Source organism: Erwinia sp. MYb375, from assembly GCF_037479175.1.
Classification (GTDB): Bacteria; Pseudomonadota; Gammaproteobacteria; order Enterobacterales; family Enterobacteriaceae; genus Erwinia; species Erwinia rhapontici.
This window is the reverse complement of record NZ_JBBGZS010000010.1, coordinates 222173-238253: the sequence shown is the minus strand read 5'-3', so window position 1 is coordinate 238253 and position 16081 is coordinate 222173. Positions and strand designations below refer to the sequence as shown.

The 16081-nt window shown below is 53.2% G+C and carries 16 protein-coding genes and 1 pseudogene; 8 read left to right on the top strand and 9 right to left on the bottom strand.

Annotated features, from left to right (window positions below; genetic code table 11):
• Window positions 1-20 precede the first annotated feature (20 nt).
• Window positions 21-929, bottom strand: coding sequence for a LysR family transcriptional regulator (locus WH279_RS01120; RefSeq protein WP_339454730.1), 909 nt, complete (start codon window positions 927-929; stop codon window positions 21-23).
• Between the two features lie 129 nt (window positions 930-1058).
• On the opposite strand from WH279_RS01120, the gene WH279_RS01115 reads away from it, so the two are divergent.
• The 6 genes from WH279_RS01115 (at window position 1059) to WH279_RS01090 (ending at window position 6089) form a co-directional block, all read left to right on the top strand.
• Window positions 1059-1700: a hydrolase gene (locus WH279_RS01115; RefSeq protein WP_339454729.1), complete on the top strand. Its 642-nt coding sequence runs from the start codon at window positions 1059-1061 to the stop codon at window positions 1698-1700.
• A 39-nt stretch (window positions 1701-1739) separates the two neighbouring features.
• On the top strand, window positions 1740-2324 hold the full coding sequence (locus tag WH279_RS01110; RefSeq protein WP_200642554.1) for an antibiotic biosynthesis monooxygenase: 585 nt from the start codon (window positions 1740-1742) through the stop codon (window positions 2322-2324).
• Window positions 2314-4185, top strand: coding sequence for an amidohydrolase (locus tag WH279_RS01105; protein ID WP_192933198.1), 1872 nt, complete (start codon window positions 2314-2316; stop codon window positions 4183-4185). Before WH279_RS01110 ends, WH279_RS01105 begins: the two co-directional genes overlap by 11 nt.
• 244 nt (window positions 4186-4429) lie before the next feature.
• Window positions 4430-4756 carry a helix-turn-helix domain-containing protein gene (locus WH279_RS01100; RefSeq protein ID WP_234472347.1) on the top strand — a complete coding sequence of 109 codons (327 nt, stop codon included), beginning with the start codon at window positions 4430-4432 and terminating at the stop codon, window positions 4754-4756.
• Window positions 4741-5055, top strand: coding sequence for a HipA N-terminal domain-containing protein (locus WH279_RS01095; protein WP_200642556.1), 315 nt, complete (start codon window positions 4741-4743; stop codon window positions 5053-5055). The genes WH279_RS01100 and WH279_RS01095 overlap by 16 nt, the downstream gene beginning before the upstream one ends.
• Window positions 5052-6089 carry a type II toxin-antitoxin system HipA family toxin gene (locus tag WH279_RS01090; RefSeq protein ID WP_445235201.1) on the top strand — a complete coding sequence of 346 codons (1038 nt, stop codon included), beginning with the start codon at window positions 5052-5054 and terminating at the stop codon, window positions 6087-6089. Before WH279_RS01095 ends, WH279_RS01090 begins: the two co-directional genes overlap by 4 nt.
• Before the next feature lie 17 nt (window positions 6090-6106).
• Here the strand turns inward: WH279_RS01090 and WH279_RS01085 are convergent, their stop codons facing one another.
• The 3 genes from WH279_RS01085 to WH279_RS01075 all read right to left on the bottom strand — a co-directional run bounded on the left by WH279_RS01085 (window position 6107) and on the right by WH279_RS01075 (window position 10520).
• On the bottom strand, window positions 6107-6967 hold the full coding sequence (locus WH279_RS01085) for a hypothetical protein (protein ID WP_339454727.1): 861 nt from the start codon (window positions 6965-6967) through the stop codon (window positions 6107-6109).
• Window positions 6968-6990: 23 nt separating this feature from the next.
• Window positions 6991-7968: a hypothetical protein gene (locus WH279_RS01080; protein WP_339454726.1), complete on the bottom strand. Its 978-nt coding sequence runs from the start codon at window positions 7966-7968 to the stop codon at window positions 6991-6993.
• Between the two features lie 179 nt (window positions 7969-8147).
• On the bottom strand, window positions 8148-10520 hold the full coding sequence (locus WH279_RS01075) for a membrane-bound PQQ-dependent dehydrogenase, glucose/quinate/shikimate family (protein ID WP_339454725.1): 2373 nt from the start codon (window positions 10518-10520) through the stop codon (window positions 8148-8150).
• Window positions 10521-10565: 45 nt separating this feature from the next.
• Here WH279_RS01075 and WH279_RS01070 point away from each other — a divergent pair, with 45 nt between their 5' ends.
• Entirely contained in the window at window positions 10566-11039 is a 474-nt protein-coding gene (locus tag WH279_RS01070) for a hypothetical protein (RefSeq protein WP_339454724.1), read from the top strand.
• Entirely contained in the window at window positions 11002-12054 is a 1053-nt protein-coding gene (locus WH279_RS01065) for a LacI family DNA-binding transcriptional regulator (protein WP_339454723.1), read from the top strand. The genes WH279_RS01070 and WH279_RS01065 overlap by 38 nt, the downstream gene beginning before the upstream one ends.
• A 129-nt stretch (window positions 12055-12183) precedes the next feature.
• On the opposite strand, the gene gorA is transcribed toward WH279_RS01065, so the two are convergent.
• From gorA to WH279_RS01040, 5 genes and pseudogenes are all read right to left on the bottom strand, one after another.
• Window positions 12184-13536: a glutathione-disulfide reductase gene (gene gorA, locus WH279_RS01060; RefSeq protein WP_133844393.1), complete on the bottom strand. Its 1353-nt coding sequence runs from the start codon at window positions 13534-13536 to the stop codon at window positions 12184-12186.
• A gap of 331 nt (window positions 13537-13867) precedes the next feature.
• On the bottom strand, window positions 13868-14332 hold the full coding sequence (locus WH279_RS01055; protein WP_339454722.1) for a DUF943 family protein: 465 nt from the start codon (window positions 14330-14332) through the stop codon (window positions 13868-13870).
• Complete coding sequence (locus tag WH279_RS01050; protein WP_339454721.1) at window positions 14316-14966, bottom strand: YPO3983 family protein; 651 nt, start codon at window positions 14964-14966, stop codon at window positions 14316-14318. Before WH279_RS01050 ends, WH279_RS01055 begins: the two co-directional genes overlap by 17 nt.
• A pseudogene (locus WH279_RS01045) lies at window positions 14967-15430 on the bottom strand (DUF943 family protein). It abuts the gene before it with no gap.
• Entirely contained in the window at window positions 15414-16070 is a 657-nt protein-coding gene (locus WH279_RS01040; protein WP_339454894.1) for a YPO3983 family protein, read from the bottom strand. Before WH279_RS01040 ends, WH279_RS01045 begins: the two are co-directional and overlap by 17 nt.
• Window positions 16071-16081 lie beyond the last annotated feature (11 nt).

The window sequence follows — 16081 nt, the reverse complement described above, 5'->3', positions numbered from 1 at the left end:
ATGACCCCGGGCGCAGGTATTTATTCCACGGCATACACGCTGCGAATCCCCTCGAAGTTCTGGAGCCGCTCTCGCCACCACATGGCTGCATTCCCGGTGGCGCTGTCGCTCCAGGCCAGAAATGCCTGGTCACGCCGGGTTTCACTGTCCAGCTGGCGTTCGACCAGCGTGCCGTTTTCCAGATGCGGGGCCGCCAGATAGCGCGGCAGGTAGCCGCAGCCCAGCCCATCCACCTGTGCCTGCAGTTTATCGCTGAAACTGTGCACGCTCAGAATCGGCTGCTCATCCAGTACGCGGAGATCGGTGCCTTCGGCATGGCGTGAGCTGTCGTGGACCACTACCGCGCGGTACTGGCGGATTTGCTCACGCAATAAGGGGGCTGGAAGTGCCGCCAGCGGGTGATGGGGCGCAATGGCGAAGGCATATTCCAGCCAGCCAACCGGCACACAGCTGACACCGCTGTGGCGCACCGGTTCCTGAACCGCGCCGAATACAATATCGGCCAGCCCATAACTCAGCGCCTCCCAGCAGCCCGCCAGCACATCCTGCCGGAACAGCAACTGAGTATGATGATGCTCCTGATAAAACGCATCAATCAGGCCAGAGAGCAGGGAAAACGGCACCGAAGCATCAAGGCTGATCGTGAGCTTACTTTCCCAGCCGCTTTCCACATACTGCGCCTGCTGCTCAAGCTCCCCCACGGCGCGCAAAAGAATGCGACCTTTTTCCAGCATTAAGCGCCCGGTGGGGGTAAATGTTGCACGATGACCGGAGCGATCCAGCAGCGTGATATTCAAATCGCTTTCCATCTTTTGCACCGTGTAACTCAGCGCAGAGGCGGTTTTAAACAGCCTGGCCGCCGCTGCGGCAAAGGTTCCGTGTCGGTCCAGTGCATCCAGAATCAGCAGCGCTTCAAGGTTTAATCGCATGGTTTTCCCCAAACCCAAAATTTGTTTAACAACAACCTCAATTCTTTCCGTTATCAACCCGGGCGGCCATTTCGTATTGTGTTAACACGCAAGACAAACCCGAAACCTGAAACGTAAAAGGAATAAAAAATGTCTAAATTCGACCTGCTGGACCCACAGAACTCCACCCTGATTTTCATCGACCATCAGCCGCAGATGTCCTTCGGTGTTGCCAACATCGATCGTCAGCAGCTTAAAAATAACACCGTTGCTTTGGCAAAAGCAGGAAAGATTTTTAACGTGCCAACGATTTACACCTCGGTGGAAACCGAAAGCTTCAGCGGCTATATCTGGCCGGAACTGCTGGCGGTGCACCCGGACGTACAGCCGATTGAGCGCACCTCGATGAACTCCTGGGAAGATGAAGCGTTCGTGAAGGCAGTGAAAGCCACGGGCCGTAAAAAACTGATTATCTCGGCCCTGTGGACCGAAGTGTGCCTGACCTTCCCGGCGCTGATGGCGATGAAAGAGGGCTTCGAAGTTTACGTGGTGACCGATACGTCCGGCGGCACCAGCGTGGATGCGCACGAGCGCTCTATCGACCGTATGGTACAGGCGGGTGCGATCCCAGTGACCTGGCAGCAGGTGTTGCTGGAGTACCAGCGCGACTGGTCACGTAAAGAGACGTACGACGACGTGATGGATCTGGTGCGCGAGCACAGCGGAGCGTACGGCATGGGTGTGGATTACGCCTACACGATGGTACACAACGCCCCGGCCCGCAAAGCCTGATGGCCTGGCCCCCCGCCGGGGGGCATTAAGGAGAACGGTGTGGATTATCCCCATCAGCCTGAACACATTACCCTGGTGATTACGCATCGCCTGCTGCCCGCGAAGCAAGACGACTATCAACGCTGGCTGGAAACTATTTTACCGCAGGCGGCGCTGTTCCCCGGCCATCTTGGCGTGAATGTACTGCGCCCGGTACACGGTGAAATGACCTGGACGATACTGGTCAGATTCGACAACCTGGATAATCTTTATCAGTGGCTTAACTCGCCACAGCGGGCGGCGCGTGTGGGAGAACTGGCGGGGATGCTGGCGGGGCAGGAGCATATTGAGATGCGCCCCGGGGCGGCGTTCTGGTTTACCCCGGCCGAGCCGGGACGGGCAGCACCGAAACAGTGGAAACAGTTTCTGGTGACGCTGGCGGTGATTTTTCCCTCCACTAATCTGGTTCCCTGGTTTTGGGGGACGTTGCTGCCCGCCAGTAAAGGGACGCTGTGGGGACACTTTCTTAACGATGCCTGCGTGGTTGGCCTGGTGGTATATCTGTGGATGCCGGCGATAACGCGCTTATTAAACGACTGGTTGTCCCCGCGCGGGAAAACCAGCCTGGAGAGTAATGATGAATAATGCCTCATTGATTCTGACCAACGGTAAATTCCATACGGTTGACCGTGAAAACCCACTGGCGACGGCGGTAGCGATTAAAGAGGGTAAGTTCCTGGCCGTAGGCAGCGAAGCAGAAGTGATGCAGTTTGCCGGGGATGACACAAAGCGGGTGGATCTGAAAGGCCACACCGGTATCCCGGGGCTGAACGACTCGCATCTGCATTTGATCCGCGGCGGGCTGAACTACAACCTTGAGCTGCGCTGGGAAGGCGTGCCGTCGCTGGCCGATGCTTTACGTATGCTGAAAGAGCAGGCGCTGCGTACGCCAAATCCACAGTGGGTGCGTGTGGTCGGTGGCTGGAACGAGTTCCAGTTTGCCGAGCGCCGTATGCCAACGCTGGATGAAATCAATGAAGCCGCACCGGACACCCCGGTCTTTATTCTGCACCTCTACGATCGTGCGCTGCTGAACCGTGCCGCCCTGCGTGTGGTGGGTTATACCAAAGATACGCCAAACCCACCGGGCGGCGAGATCCAGCGCGACGGTAACGGCAACCCGACCGGGATGCTGATTGCCCGTCCTAACGCGATGCTGTTGTACTCCACGCTGGCAAAAGGGCCGAAGCTGCCGCTGGAACAGCAGGTGAACTCCACCCGCCAGTTTATGCGCGAGCTGAACCGTCTGGGCCTGACCAGCGCCATTGATGCAGGCGGCGGTTTCCAGAACTACCCGGATGATTACGAGGTGATCAGCGAACTGCACGAGAAAAAGCAACTAACGGTACGCATTGCCTACAACCTGTTTACTCAGCGCCCGGGTCACGAGCTGGAAGATTTTGAACGCTGGACCGATATGCTGAAACCGGGTCAGGGTACAGACTTTTATCGCCATAACGGCGCGGGCGAGATGCTGGTGTTCTCGGCCGCTGACTTTGAAGACTTCCTGGAGCCGCGTCCGGACCTGGCACCCGGAATGGAAGACGAGCTGGAACGTGTGGTACGTCACCTGGTCGAACACCGCTGGCCGTTCCGTCTGCACGCCACCTATAACGAATCGATCAGCCGTATGCTGAACGTGTTCGAGAAGGTTAACCGGGAGATTCCGTTCAACGGTCTGCACTGGATTTTTGACCACGCAGAGACCATTACCGAAGCCAATATCGAGCGGGTTAAAGCGCTGGGCGGCGGGATTGCGGTCCAGCATCGTATGGCGTTCCAGGGCGAATATTTTGCCGAGCGCTACGGTCATGAAGCGGTGAAGCAAACGCCACCTGTGGCAAAAATGCTGGAAGCGGGGGTGCCGGTCGGTCTGGGCACGGATGCAACCCGTGTTGCCAGTTACAACCCGTGGACGGCGCTTTACTGGCTGGTGTCTGGCCGCACCGTGGGCGGTATGGCGATGTATGACACCAGCGCACGTCTGGACCGCGAAACGGCGCTGATGCTGTGGACGCAGGGCAGCGCCTGGTTCTCCAGCGAACAGGGGAAAAAGGGGCAGATCAAAGTGGGGCAACTGGCTGACCTGGCAATCCTGTCACAGGATTATTTCAGCGTGCACGAAGAGGCGATCAAAGGCATTGAGTCGGTGCTGACCGTGGTGAATGGCGATGTGGTGTATGCCGCAGGCAGTTTCAGCCCGTTGTCACCGCCGCTGATCCCGGTCTTGCCGGAATGGTCTCCGGTCGTGACCACACCAGGCCATTACCGCAGTGCGCCACCACTGGCGAATGGTCGCGTGGCCTTTGCCTCACAGCCGCATCAGTGCAGCGGACCTTGTGGTGTGCACAGTCATTCGCATGATGTCGCGCGCCGTTCCAGCGTGCCGGTATCCGATGACAATGCCTTCTGGGGCGCGCTGGGCTGTTCCTGCTTCGCGTTCTGAGGATAAGCGGAAGTAAAACTGAAGCTGTACGCGAGAGCGTACGGCTTTTTTTATGGTTCATTTATGGGCTTTTTTTACTGAATTTTATTTTTTTATTTCTTATATGACCTGCATCGCTCTTCTTGGGTCAAAAATGATCTTTTTTTTATTTTTTATTTTTTTTAGTGTCATTTATGATCTTTTTATTGGTTATTGGTCTATAATTGGCCTGTTAATCAAATTAATTGAGTTATGGGGGTCAAAGGTGAGCTATAAGAAAAGCGATTTTGCCGCAGAGAAAATTCAGACTATTTCGGTACTACTCAACGAACTGAAAAATGAGTTTGCCGCAGATGAGCGCAACGGGTCCACCTTTGCCGGGCAGCATAAGATTGATTCGTTTGCCGGGTTTGGTATGCAGCTGAATGAACGGCGTAAAGCACTGGGTATCGACCTCTACACCCTTGAGTTACAAACCGGGGTCTCCGCTTCCACGCTGAAACGCCTGTTTAAAGATCCTGAACAGGTCAAGTTTGGCAGCGTCTATGTTGTGGCCGAAGCGCTGGGGATGAAGCTATGCGCCGTCGTTTAACCGTCTGGCTGTATGGCGAGCAGGTGGGGTGGCTGACGCAGAATGATGAGGGTTATCTGTTCGAGTATCGCCCGGATTATACCGGGCCTCCACTCTCATTAAGCCTTCCGGTGGATAAAAAACGTTTTCCACGTAACACACTGCATCCCTTTTTTGCCTCATTAGCCCCCGAAGGCTGGTTAAAACGGCGTTACAGCCAATTGCAAAAAATCGATGAACAGGATCAGCTCGGGATGCTGCTGCATAACGGGGAGAATCTGATCGGCGCAGTAAGGCTGAGCGTAGAGGAGCCACGATGACCACATGCAGGATATTGATGACCCCGCTGAAAAGTGAACGGGAACGCGCGCTGGGCTATTCGACTAAGGGGCTGAAAACGCTGACGGGGTTAGCCCGGGTTGAGCCACAGCTGACATTTACCCGTGCGCAGTTCGTGCAGGATCTGCCAAAAGCGCAGCAGGGAATGAGTATTTCTGGCTATCAGCCAAAACTGCAAATGGTGCTGGAGGACGGGGCGTTCGCGGTGGTGGAGAGTCAAGGAAACTATATTCTCAAACCCTCACCGGTGGATTTTCCACAGCTGGCGGAAAACGAACATGCCACCATGACGGTGATGGCACGCCTGGGATTTGATGTACCGCCGCACGGCCTGCTGCCCTTTAAGCCCGAGAATGACGGCGATGATCGGGAATATGCTTTTGTGATCCGCCGCTTTGACCGTGACGAACAGGGGGGAGCGATTCACCAGGAGCAGCTGGATGCCGCGATGGAGATTGGCGAAAAGTACGGGAAAATTACCGATGATGGTAAGCCCTGGGTGAGCTATGAGCAGGTTGCGCGGTTTCTGAGCCAGAACGTCAATGATAACCTGGCGTTTATCAGCGATCTGTTCCGGCGCATTATTTACGCTTATCTGCTGGGCAATAACGACCTGCATCTGCGTAATTTTGGGCTGTTATTACCACTGGCCGGTCCGCCCCGGCTGTCGCCGGTGTACGACTATGTCTCCGTGGCACCTTATCCCCGTTATTTCACCAGCTACCTGGCGCTGCCGCTGCTGGCCTGCGAAGAGGGTGAGAAAGAGGTGGCCGCTGGATTTAACACCCAATATGGCGAATATCTTGGGATGGATTTTCTGGTCCTCGGGCAGGGCATGGGGCTGAGTGAAAAGCTGGCAAGGGCGCTGCTTGAGAGATTGCTAAAAGAGCAGGCAGTGGTTGAATCCACCTACCGTGACTCGTTTATGCAGGCAGACGCCGTGGAGGCGGTGCTGCGGTGTTATCGTCAGCGCCTGAGCCGTTTACAAATTATGGATGAACCTGCTTTGGGTTAGGTGCGCCTGACGCTGCGCTATTGCATGTTCAGTGCACGAATCACCGGGTCGCGATAGTTCTCATCAATCCTGATGCCTGCCGCGCGCAGTCGCGCTTCCTGCTGCGCACGCTGTGTGGCCATCTTTTTCAGTAATGCAGGTAACAGCGTTTTCCAGCGATGGCGATCCTCATACTTGAAGTAATCCTGGTACGTCTGTTCCTCACTGCGGAACGCCAGGGTGAACAGATAAGTGCCGCGCTCGGCGGGCGCGGTTTTGCTGTTCTCACGCTGTGCACTGAGGGTCAGGTATTCGTTACCACGATAAAAATACCAGTCCGCTAAAAACGGCAGTGCCAGCCACTGAGCGTTATTGAATGGGGATGACGGATCGTTGAGCGGTGTCGAAAGGCTGGAAGCGGTCATCACCTGTTCAATCCGCGTGGCATTAGCCACTTCAGACCCCGGAAGACGCGGTTCATTCTGGGTGATAAAACGCTGCCAGCCGGCAGCCTGAAGGCGGCCGACCAGCTGATAGAACCACACGCGGCTATCCGCCAGCAGGCTGTCTTCCGGCAGGCCGAGAGGGTAAATAGTGATTTCATCAAAACGATCGTGGTTCTCTTTGTAGACCGGGGCGGAAAAAGAGAACACACCATTGATGGTGAAAGAGCGATCGCCGCCGAGGATCAGATTGAGGGTATTGCCGCTTTTCGAGGGCTTGGTGAAATTATACCAGCACATCGTGTCATCGCAGTCGCGGGTGAGATCCTTGCCTAATGCCGCCTGCATCGGTTCGATACTGTCGCCCAGCCACACCTTTACGGTGCGGGTCACTGGCGCACTGGCGTTATCACACCCCGACAGTAGCACCAGCAGAAAAAGCAGTAACGATTTCACTGTCCAGCCTCCCTGTCTGACCATCAGCGCTGCTCTAGTTTCAGCAGTTTTAACAGCTCTTTGTCATTGAGATGAAACGCCAGTTTTTCGGGTAAGGGGCGCTCAAAGTCGCTTAGATCACTCAATTCATAGAAAAAGTTGTTGCTGTAGAATGCATTAATTGCGGCCAGCTCGGGCATGAGATCCAGCATCGGGGTGGCGGTGTTGTAGCCCGATCGCACCCGGGCCAGCGACTCGAGGGGGGAACTGCAGGCGGCACATCCCAGATTCACCCCTTTTGCCCACAGTCGGTAAGCGTCTAAACGATGTCCCTGCATCCATGCCAGCTTGCCAAGACTGGCATACGCTGGGGCATAACCCTGTTTAACGGCACATTCCAGCATCGCTTTGCCGATCGGATGCAACTCTCTGGCCTGCGGAACAATGGTCCCACCGGCCAGGTCCATCGCCTGCGGGCTGCCGTGATCGACCGCCGCTGACAGCAGCGTATACATGGTGTTGTAATCACGGCCATAAAGTGAGGCGGCATAGTCAGACATGGCGATAGGGATACCCTGTTGAATCATCTTTTGCAGGGTGGCACTGGCCTGTGTTGCGGCCTCAGGGGTGGCCGGATAACGCAGTGTCCAGAGAGTATCGAGGTAAACCGCCTTCCAACTGCCGGCCTTCACCGCGGCTGCCAGCAGGTCTTCGCGTTTTTTACGATTCCCGGCATCCAGCCAGAAGTTTTCCACCGGGTCGCCCTCTGCTGCATAGTCCACCAGCTGGCGGAAGGCCGCGGCTGCCGCGGGGCTTTCCTTCGGCGTGGCATCTTCCTCCGTGCGGCAGACAAATTTTTTATCTTTAAATTCTGCCAGCAAATGCGGCTCAGGGGAGAGTTGATCCGAACTGCCATAGACGGGGGGCAAGTGATTGAAGTCTTCTAATGATTTTGCCGATGCGCTGGCACAGAACGCAAACAGGCCGGAAAACACCAAAGCAGAAAGCGAAACGAGTTTCATTGAGTCCCTTTAAGCGGGCCTGGCGTATTGGCTGGCCCGTCAGAATACGCGACACTGCGCGCAAAATGGCAATAATCCATTAGAGCATTGTTCGACTCAGGGGGCTATCAGACCCATAAAAAAACAGGCCAGCAATCGCTGGCCTGTTTCGTTCTTACCGGGTTCAGAATGCGTCAGGCTTATGGCAGCGCGTAAGCAATCACATCATCACCACGGTTGTCGTTAGTGCCGGTGCGCGTAGCGCCGCCTGCGACTACGACCACGTACTGTTTACCGTCTTCCGCGATATAAGTCATCGGTGCGCCCTGTCCGCCAACCGGCAGACGGCCACGCCACAACTCTTTACCGGTGTTGTTATCCAGCGCACGAACGAAGTAGTCCAGCGAGCCGTGGAAGAAGGTCAGGCCACCTTTTGTCACCAGCGGGCCACCCATGGTTGGCATACCCAGTGGGATATCCAGACCCGGTGCCACGCCGTTGATTGGCGCATCTTTAATGCTGCCCATCGGCATCTGCCAGCGGGTTTTACCGGTTGCCAGGTCGATGGCTGTCATCGAACCAAACGGCGGTTTGAAGCAAGGAATGCCCAGTGGCGACATAAACATCGAACGCTCCACGCCCCACGGTGTACCCAGCTGTTTGGAGTACTCGCCCTCGGTGCTGGCTTTCATCCCTTTCTTCTCGGCATCTTCACGTTTAATAAATTTGCCCCACTGCGCCATACGAATATCATTGACGATCAGCGTACCGGTAGACGGGTCAATCGCCCCGCCGCCCCAGTTGAAGCCACCGTAGTAGCCCGGGTAAATCAGGGTGCGTTTTTTGTCAGAGAGCGGAGTGAACTCGCCTTCCCAACGCATCTCTTTAAACTGCACGCGGCAGTAGAGCTGGTCAAAGATGGAAGCGCCCCACATGTCAGATTCTTTCAACGCGGCGGTGCCCACGGAGATCGCCGAGTACGGTTGAGTTGCCGCCACTTTCATGCCCGGCATCGCGTCGGTAGAGACTTTACGTTCCTCAACCTGCACCACTGGCTTACCGGTACGACGGTCAAGCACGAAGATCTGGCCACGTTTGGTCAACTGGATCAGCACTGGCGTGGTGGTGCCATCTTTGCCCGGCATATCGTAGAGGATTGGCTGGGAAGAGACGTCATAGTCAAACTGGTCGTGATTGGCGGTACGGAAATGCCAGACCTCTTTACCGGTTTTCAGTTCAACGGCAACGATAGCGTCATTGTATTCATCAGAATAGTCATGACGGTTACCGGTCCAGAAGTCAGGCGTCTGGTTACCCGTAGGGAAGTAGGCAATGCCCAGCTTCGCATCATAGGCCGCGGTACCCCAGAAGTTCGGGGTTTCAATGGCGTAGGTCTGGCCTTCCGGCAGCGGAGAGCTGTCTTTCGCGCCACGGGATGCATCCCATGCCCAGAGGATTTTGCCGCTGCGGGCGTCGAAGCCACGCACCACGCCGGAGGCTTCACCGGTGGTCAGGTTATCGTTCAGCTTACCGCCGACCATCACCACGCCATCAGCCACCAGCGGCGCAGACGTCAGATAGTAAGAGCCATGCGCCGTTGGGCCAAGGCCGTTCAGCAGGTTCACAAAGCCGTTGTCACCGAAGCGAGTGTCCAGCTTGCCGGTTTCGGCATCCAGCGAGAAGATGCGGCCATCAACGGTGGTGCTGATAATGCGTTTGTTACCGGCAATCGCAGGCGGGGTGCCATCCTGTTGTGCCGGGCTTAGCTCGGTATATGCCACGCCACGGCAGCGTTTCCACTGCTTGTTACCCTCGGTTTCTTCGATTTTTGGATCGAAGCGCCACTTCTCTTTCCCGGTAACCGGGTCAAGTGCAATGACTTTGTTCAGCGGGGTACACAGGTACATGGTGTTACCGACTTTCAGTGGCGTAACCTGATATTCGGAGCCGTTAATCGCCAGATCGCCCGTGTGATACGTCCAGGCAACCTTCAGATCTTTCACGTTAGTGGTGTTGATCTGGTTGAACTGCGCGAAACGCTGACCGCCGGTATTACGGCCATAAGCCGCCCAGTCGTTGCCGCTGTCGTCGGCAGCTTTTTCATCCAGAACGGCGGCAGGCTCGCCGGTGGCTTCCACTTCCGGATGGATACGGAACATGTTGGCAAAAATCGCCACGATAGCGATAGCCAGTACCACGGAGAAACCGCCTGCTACTTTGCAGCCGATGACGCGGGTCTGGTCTTTTTTGCGCAATAGCGGGGCACACAGCGTGGCCAGTAATGCGACAACCAGGAAGGTGACGGTACGCGGCACTAACTGCCAGAAGTCAGTACCGACTTCACTGAATGCCCAGATCAGGCTGACAATCAGTAATGCCCAGGCGAGATACAGCGCCCAGCCATTTCTCCTGACCAGTCCCAGACCGGTGGCGGCCATCGCCAGGCCGGCAGGGAGGTAGAACCATGATCCCTTCAGGGTGATCAGGTAGATACCGCCACCGGCAAGCGACAGACCCAGAAGTATCAGGGCTATCCCGATAAGAGTAACCAGAATATTGCGACTGTTTTTCATGATGAGATATTTTCCATACTGAACAATTCCTTTTCAGGACGATAGGTGAATCGACTCTTGCCCGACATCAATGAAGAAATATTTAAAGTTGTTATGCGCTTGCACCACTTTCCTTTTGCACCGCGTGCACCTTTCTGCCACGTACTGATAACATTTTTTTCAAAAGACGGTTTTTCGTCAAATATTAACCACAGCAAAAGATGGGGTAATGCGGTTTTTAGTCATTTAAAAACAGTTAGTTATGGCAATAGTGTGAGCGGGGTCGGATTTTACCTGACTTTGCTACCGTTGGCAAAGGATGTTGCCAACGGTAGCAATAATAAACATCGATGTAACATGTTGATGATAAAGGGGGGTGTAAAGGCGGGTGAAATCACACATCCGCCACCCCGTACTTTTGGGGGCGGCGAGATTACTCTATTCTGTTGGCAACAGGTTCAGCCACCGGAGTGCGGGCGTTTAACTCATCATGAAAAATACAGTGAAAGAAAAACAGACTCAGAAAGCGACGGCCAGTGATGTGGCAGAACTTGCCGGGGTTTCTAAATGGACCGTGCTGCGGGCGTTCAAACCGGATGCTTCAATCTCCCCGCTGGCACGCGAAGAAGTGCTGGCGGCGGCGAAAAAACTCGGCTTTCGGCCTAACCTGCTGGCACGCAGCCTGAAGCAGCGAAAAACCCATATTATTGGCGTGGTGGCCGATGAGTTTACCAATCCCCACACACTGAAAATGCTCAACGAGGTTACGCGTCAGTTGAATGAGCGCGGCTATATGGCGCTGCTGCTGAATGTGGATTCTGATGCAAACTATCAGTCAGTGCTGCAAATGGCCGGGCAGTTGCAGGTTGATGCATTGCTGTTCCTGGCCACCATCTTCAGCGATGAACTGATTGTTGCCGTGGACGAGTTGCACCAGATCCCCAGTATTCACGTGTGCCGCAGTACCGACAGTGCCGATGTGGAAGTGGTCAGTGTGGACGGTTATGCCGCCGGCGCCGAGATCGGGCGCCTGCTGCTGTCGCAGGGCTATCACCGTTTTGGCTATATGAAAGGCCAGGAGACATCGTCGACCCATCTGCTGCGTATGGAGGGCTACGTCGCCAGTCTGGATGCCGCGCATAAAACGCTGGATAAAGTGCTGGTGGCGGGTCACTACGATCGGGAAATGGCCTATCAGACGATGATGGCCTACCTGAAAAACACCTGGGCCTCTGAGCGCGTGGATGCGCTGTTCTGCGAAAATGACGTGCTGGCCTTCGGTGCGATGCAGGCGATCCGCGATTTCGGCCAGGGTGCGCATATCGGGGTGGTGGGTTTTGATGACGTAGGAGAAGCCCGCTCTTCCATGTGGAACCTGACCACCTGGGCGCAGCGCTGCGACCTGCAGATTGCCGAAGCGCTGAACCGCCTGCTCGACAACCGCGCGGATGAAGAGGGGGCCTGGCGCAAAGGCGAACTGAAGATCCGCCATTCACACCTCAGCCGCGAAGTGCATGGCGAAATGGCTCAGTGCGGATGCGCCTGCCGCAGCTGATTGCCTGGGCTCTGTTCAGCATCCCTTCGGCTAGCGCGCGGAACGTCTCAACCGCCTTGGTGGGGATGAGGCGAAAAAAACCATGACACAACGTCATGGTTTTTTTGTCGTACTTATCCGCTAAACGGATCAGCGCATCGTCACAAACTCTTCCGAACCCGTCGGGTGAATCGCCACGGTGTTGTCGAAGTCTTTCTTGGTCGCGCCCATTTTCAGTGCGACGGCAAAGCCCTGCAGCATCTCGTCCATACCGTAACCGATGCCATGAATACCGACGATTTTCTCATCGGCACCCACGCACACCAGCTTCATGCGGCACGGCTGGCGATGCTGTGTCACGGCGGTGTACATGGCGGTGAATGAAGATTTGTACACTTTCACCTGGTCATCACCAAACTTCTCGCGTGCTTCTGGCTCGCTCAGGCCGACTGTGCCGATTGGCGGGTGGCTGAATACCACGGTTGGCACATTGCTGTAGTCCAGATGCTCGTCCGGCTTGTTGTTAAACAGGCGCTCGGACAGGCGACGACCTGCGGCAACTGCTACTGGCGTCAGCTCGACCGCGCCGGTGTTATCACCGACAGCGAAGATACCCTTCACGTTGGTGTTCTGGTACTTATCAACGCTGATGTACCCTTTTTCGTTCAGCTTCACGCCGGTCACTTCAAGGTTCAGGTTGTCGGTCATTGGCTCACGACCAATCGCCCACACCAGGCAGTCAACAGTCTGCTCTTTGCCGTTTTCCAGCTGTAAGGTCAGGCTGCCGTCGGCGTTTTTCACCACGGCTTTAGGAACCGACTCGGTGTGCAGCGTCGGGCCTTCGGTGTTCATCACTTCCACCAGCGTGTCGACGATCAGCGGATCGAAGCTACGCAGCGGCGCATGTTTACGTACATACAGATGGGTTTCAGAACCCAGCGCGTTTAACACGCCAGCAATTTCGACGGCGATGTAGCCTGCACCGACAACCGCAGTGCGTTTCGGCAGGGCCTGAAGCTCAAAGAAGCCATCGGAGTTAATGCCGTATTCTGCGCCCGGGATGGTTGGCTGGCTTGGGCGGCCGCCGGTGGCGATCAGAATATGATCAGCAGTGATCTTCTCGCCGTTAACTTCCACGGTGTGTGCGTCAACGAAACGGGCATAACCTTTGATCACGTCAACGTTATTCTTGCCCAGCACGTTGTCGTAAGAGGTGTGAATACGGTCGATATAGGCGCTGCGGTTTTTCAGCAGCACGTCCCAGTTGAACTGGTTAACGGTGGTATCGAAGCCGTAGTCCGGGCCGTAGTTATGGATAGCTTCGGCGATCTGTGCCGCATGCCACATCACTTTCTTTGGTACGCAGCCAACGTTCACGCAGGTGCCGCCGAGATCTTTCGCTTCGATTATCGCGCATTTCTGGCCATACATGGCCGCACGGTTGATGGAGGCGATACCGCCGCTGCCGCCGCCGATGGCAAGGTAGTCATAATGTCTGGTCATCGAGTCTTCCGGTTAAGTGAGAGTCTGTCCCACCAGGCTATTTTATTTGCCATTTTGAACCTGGGCAGTGCTCAGAATCCTCACGTACTCCGTGTACGCTCCGGTTCCTCCGCGCTGTCCGTGTCCAAATTGGCTGCAACAATGACACCTGGTGGGACAGACTCTGAGTGAGTTAAATCAGCTGGCGTAGAGTGTAACGCCACAAGGGGAAAACCCCCAAAGATTGCGTCTATGATTGTGATAGGGAAGGCACAGAGCAAGCCCTGTGCCTGGGATGGCTTGGGGTAGCGCTGACTACATCAGCAGGTGATTTAGCGTGCTGGCATCTCGTCTATTCGTATTTTCTTTTTACCATCTCTCCATTTTCCTTGATGAAATACTCACCATCATGAACGCCAAATGAAATATTATTATTCTTACCATTCCAGACGGTAAAATATTTTTCCTTATCAATGCAGTTGATGTTTGTCTTCATATCATCAAAACAGAGTCGGTCATAGCCATCCGTTTCTTTATAACCCTCGCCAAAATCCCAAAAGATTACGGAGTAAAAACCCTCTTTTTCTGGGTTGGGAATGTCATATTTTTCTTTCAACACGCCTTTATTTTTTAACCACCAGTTGATTTTTTCTTTATCCAGAAATGGGAAGTTTTTTACTAAAATATAACTATGGCTACCGTTTTTGTGAACCGCAACAATATCCACTGGCCGTTGTGACCACCAGAGTAAGCCTGCATGCAATGCAACTGCTAAAAATAACAAGATATATATGATTTTCTTAACTTTTCTTCTCATTGCGTCCTCCGGTAATTTCAACGGTGGCTTCCATATTGGTCATAAAAGGTTTAAATCCGAATTTATCGTAGCGCTGAAGAACGAACCAGATACGGAAAAAAATTAAATTTTTGAATTTGGGATTCATCATATCAGCGTTATCGAGACCAAAGTGATCCTGCACTTTATAATGCACGACTGCACGATAGCGATCGTTATCAATCTGTAGCGATTTTAATGTGATTTGAGTTGCCCATGTATCGTGGACAGTAATCCCCATACCATTGAAGTTATCCTTAAATCTGTCAAATTTAGGGAGCTTTCCCTCAAGAATCGCTTTGCGTAATTCATCTTTTTTATCTGCGGGATAACATTTATTTTCCCAGTCTATAAATAGATTAAATGCCTTCTCTAACAATTTCCGGGTACTGTTTTCCGTATTATCTCTAAGAATGTGATCTTTCAATGCCGCATCCAAATGCATACTGGTAAATGCCGCACCGTTGCCGTTCTGCATATGCGTGATACCCGTTTCCAAAACGGTTTTGGGTCTGTCGTCCTTGATATCTTCATCGATGAAATAGTAAGCGGTGGTGGGTGTTTTGTAAACAGAATGGCCTGCGTCAGCAGGCGATTCAGCACGCTGGTATTTCATCTATTTGTATTTTCTTTTTACCATCTGACCGTTTTCTTTAAAATAATATATTCCACTGTCCATGCGAAAATACAGCCCTGTGTTTTTACTGTATTTTACCATCATCAGAGAATCTTTATCGATACAGTTTGTTTTTGTTTTCATATCCTCAAAGCAAAGCCGGTCATTACCATCTGTTACTTTATATCCCTCGCCAAAGTCCCAAAATATGACAGAGAAGGACCCATCTTTATTCGGAGTGGGAATGTTGTATTTTAATTTTAGTTTTGATTTGTTTTCCATCCACCAGCTTATTCTTCCTTTTTCTGTGAGTGGAAAGGTTTTACCAGAATGTCACTATAACTATTTTCTTTATGAACTGCGAAAATTTCCACTGGACGTAACGATAGCCAGATAGTGTAACCAGCAATAATACAGCCAGAAAAAAGTAGTGCATGGATCGTTTTTTTACTTTTTTCTCTCATTACGACCTCCGGTAATCTCAACAGTGGCTTCCATATTGGTCATAAAAGGTTTAAACGAAAATTTATCGTAGCGTTGAAGTAAGAACCAGATGCGGAAGAACGGGAAATACTTGAATTTGACGTTTAATATATCATCATTGTCCAGGCCAAAGTGATCCTGCACTTTGTAATGCACTACAGCACGGTAGCTATCGTTATCAATCTGCAACGATTTTAGTGTGATTTGCGTTGCCCATGTGTCGTGGACGGTAATACCCATACCGTTAAAGTTATCCTGAAGCCTGTCAAATTTTGGCAACTTTACTCTGGATATTGCGTCTCGCAGTTCGCCCTTCTGTTCTGATGGGTAATATTTCTTTTCCCAATCTATCTTTGAGCTAATGGTTTCTTTTAAAATAAGGTATGTACTGTTTTTAGAGTTATCATTCAATATTTGCTCTTTCAATGCCGCATCCAGATGGCTACTGGTGAATCCCGCACCGTTGCCGTTTTGCATATGCGTGATCATCTGACCGATAAGATGTCTGTAAGGACCGTAAACAGAGAATGTACGGGATAAATCGCGGAACTCATCAAACAAAATGCGGGCACATTCCTGACGGCTTATTTTTTCACTCGCGCCGTGTGAGCTACTGTACATTGATGGCGGTC